The organism is Citrobacter amalonaticus, from assembly GCF_037053465.1.
Taxonomy (GTDB): domain Bacteria; phylum Pseudomonadota; class Gammaproteobacteria; order Enterobacterales; family Enterobacteriaceae; genus Citrobacter_A; species Citrobacter_A amalonaticus_H.
The window spans coordinates 1-2,894 of the sequence record NZ_JBALIF010000043.1 but is presented as its reverse complement, the minus strand read 5'-3'; the positions used below and the strand labels follow the sequence as shown (position 1 = coordinate 2,894).

Genomic DNA, 2,894 nt, shown 5'->3' with positions numbered 1-2,894 from the left:
TGCGCACGCGCTGGAAACCTTTCTGTCGGAATACCGCATTCCTTTCCCTGTCGGTGTAGACATGCCATCCCCGGAAAGTGATATTCCCCAGACCATGCAAGCCTATGCTATGCGCGGTACGCCGACGTTGACGTTAATTGACCAGCAGGGATACCTGCGCCAGCAATATTTTGGTCAGGTCGACGACCTGGCGCTGGGGGCAGAAATCGGCGCGTTATTAAGTGAGTCTTTGTCTGTCCGCCAAGAAGATCCTGTAGCATTAGGGTGCAGCGATGGTCAGTGTGCGCTGTAAGAACGGTACCAATCGAGCTGGATATTAATAACAAGCTGATGAATCGCCGCGGATAATTTAGATGCCCCCCCATGAAGCGTCATAATCTGCGTGGCAACATGAGCGCAAAGGGCTGCTGTTACGACAATTCCTGTGTGGAAAGCTTCTTCCACTCGCTGAAAGTGGAATGTTGATCCTATCCAGCAATAGTGGACAAACGACTAAGTGAGTAAACTCTCAACCAGAGGTAGCTCACATGACAAAACCAGCATCAACCTTAAAAAGATCCGCAAGCAGCACTCACCTGAATTTCGTCAGGAAGCCCTGAAACTGGCGCAGTAAACAGCAGCAATAGTTATCATCCTCTGACCGCGAAAATGAACTCGCCGCTGAAAATGCCCGCCTCAAACGCCAGTTGGCGGAACAAGCTGAGGAACTGGCTATCCTCCAAAAGGCCGCGGCATACTTCGCCAAGCGCCTGAAATGAAGTCTGTCTTTATTGAAAAACATCAGGTTGAGTTCAGCATCAAAGCCATGTGTCGCATCCTTCGGGTAGTCTACAGCGGCTGGTATGTGTGGGAGCGACGACGCGCGAGGATAAACTCACGCCAGCAGTTCCGTCTGCGTTGCGACAGCGTTGTGTACGAGGCTTTTCACCGGGCAAAACAGCTTTACGGAGCACCGCGCCTGATCGATGAACTGCATGCTCAGGGTTACGGGTTCAATGAGAAAACCGTGGCAGCCAGCCTGCGTCGTCAGGTGTTGCAAGCGAAAGCTTCACGGAAGTTCAGTCCTGTCAGTTACCGCGAACATGGCCTGCCGGTGTCAGAGAATCTTCTGAAACTGGATTTTTGCGCCAGCGGCCCGAACCAAAAGTAGTCAGGAGACACCACCTACTTACGTACGGATGAAGGCTGGCTGCACCTTGCCGTAGTTACCTGTGGCGATCCTCGAAGCAGCATTGAGGCGAGGCGCGAGGCTGACTGGTATGGATAATGTAAGTGAACTGCTGATATACACTTTTAATTTTGAAGTGCCAAAGCTGCTGTCAGGCATTATTCAAAACAGTATGCGGCTGGTTGCTCTTGTTGAAATTAGGAGCACATCGTCATCAACAACACTGGTGGATAACCCAAACACCATTAAAGCGAAGTCCGTCCATTTTACCCCATTCGTGGATATAGAAAGGTGGAGCCAGACAGACAAAACAGAGCAGATAATAAATCACTCATGCTATCTGCTTCTCAACGCTGGCACCACCAGGCTACATATCAATCCTCTGTATGAAAAATCACATCACATTAAAGATTAAATTAAGGTATCAAACTGCGACTGGGTAGTGAAATTGCTCCAGGGATACGCCAGCGTCAACAGATAGACCGTTTGCGGAGCGACGAGCAGTTCGCTGAAATAGTAATTGAGGATAATGCCAAAATTGCCGCTCCCGGCACCACGACTGGCAATAAACAGATCCCGCTCGCTGCCGGTACTGTTCAGACTGGCATGTTTTACCACCAGCCCACCGCTGCCGTCGGGCACCAGAATATCGGCGCCGGACAGCCAGTCTACCGTCGTACCGTGAATTCGGGACAGCAGGCCAAAGCCCCCGCCGGCAATATGCTCGCCAGCACCTACCGAATAGCAGGAACCGCCCGGGATAGTGCGGTTTGCAGCTTTATACAGGCTGTTATAACCATCCCAGTTCTGGTTGCCGCTGGAGAGTGAAAATTTATAATGAACGGATGCATCCCAGGGGGACGTGATATTACCGCCCTCATCGTAACGCATCCCCTTCATCTCGCTGAGATCGATAATGGCCAGTGGCTGGCCATTATCGCCTTGCAGTTTGGTGGCCACCAGACCTTCATAACAACTCCCTCCACTGCGAACGGTTACGGGCCGCAGCCAGCGTTAACGCTGGGTAATGGCCCAGTGTGATATTGGTTCTTGTCCCTGAACCGGGACGCTGATAGCGAAAACGCCAGATTTTTTTGCCGGTGGCTCTGACCGAAAGCGTCAGTCCATGTCCGTCAGACAGACTATAATCATGTCCGGCTGGTTTTGCTTTCTGAACCGCAGCGGCGGAAAGGTATCGGGAAGATATAGCCATTATTCACTCCTTCAGTTGTCGTCAAATGTAGCGCGACATGGGTGACGTAATGTCCTGTTTCCACCATTAATTTCCAGCCCAAAAATAAAAAATGGCCTACAAAATTTCCCTTTCTGGCGCGTGGGCCATTTCGTGGGCCATTTTGCGCCGGATTCCCTGACATCGGGAGGGATATATGGAAACAAAAAAAACCGCATCACTTTGACAGCGATACGGTTTTCCTCCTCATCAGGATATTCAAAGACACCCTGAGAAATGTAAGTGGCGGAACGGACGGGACTCGAACCCGCGACCCCCTGCGTGACAGGCAGGTATTCTAACCAACTGAACTACCGCTCCACCGAATTTTTCTACAACCACTGATTTTTACATCAGTTTACTGCTTAATTTGATGCCTGGCAGTTCCCTACTCTCGCATGGGGAGACCCCACACTACCATCGGCGCTACGGCGTTTCACTTCTGAGTTCGGCATGGGGTCAGGTGGGACCACCGCGCTACAGCCGCCAGGCAAA

The 2,894-nt window shown here is 51.3% G+C and carries 4 protein-coding genes, 1 tRNA gene, 1 rRNA gene and 1 pseudogene; 3 read left to right on the top strand and 4 right to left on the bottom strand.

The features are described 5' to 3' along the window. The 3 genes and pseudogenes from WB371_RS23590 to WB371_RS23580 form a co-directional block, all read left to right on the top strand. Positions 1 to 292, top strand: a 292-nt coding sequence (locus WB371_RS23590; RefSeq protein WP_420704080.1) for a TlpA family protein disulfide reductase, incomplete at its 5' end; no start/stop codon positions are given. 235 nt (positions 293 to 527) lie between these two features. After that, positions 528 to 1,147, top strand: a pseudogene (locus WB371_RS23585) (IS3 family transposase); the annotation flags it as partial. Between the two features lie 112 nt (positions 1,148 to 1,259). Next, positions 1,260 to 1,583, top strand: a complete 324-nt coding sequence (locus WB371_RS23580; RefSeq protein ID WP_336222367.1) for a hypothetical protein — start codon at positions 1,260 to 1,262, stop codon at positions 1,581 to 1,583. On the opposite strand, the gene WB371_RS23575 is transcribed toward WB371_RS23580, so the two are convergent. The 4 genes from WB371_RS23575 to rrf all read right to left on the bottom strand — a co-directional run bounded on the left by WB371_RS23575 (position 1,580) and on the right by rrf (position 2,890). Continuing rightward, the gene (locus tag WB371_RS23575; protein WP_336222366.1) at positions 1,580 to 2,128 is read right to left on the bottom strand and encodes a hypothetical protein; all 549 of its coding nucleotides are present in this window, start codon (positions 2,126 to 2,128) and stop codon (positions 1,580 to 1,582) included. The genes WB371_RS23580 and WB371_RS23575 overlap by 4 nt on opposite strands. 7 nt (positions 2,129 to 2,135) lie before the next feature. Next, entirely contained in the window at positions 2,136 to 2,381 is a 246-nt protein-coding gene (locus WB371_RS23570; RefSeq protein WP_336222365.1) for an integrase arm-type DNA-binding domain-containing protein, read from the bottom strand. A 262-nt stretch (positions 2,382 to 2,643) separates the two neighbouring features. Next, positions 2,644 to 2,720 (bottom strand) — tRNA-Asp (locus WB371_RS23565). A gap of 54 nt (positions 2,721 to 2,774) precedes the next feature. Then, positions 2,775 to 2,890, bottom strand: a 5S ribosomal RNA gene (gene rrf / locus WB371_RS23560). Between the last annotated feature and the right edge of the window lie 4 nt (positions 2,891 to 2,894).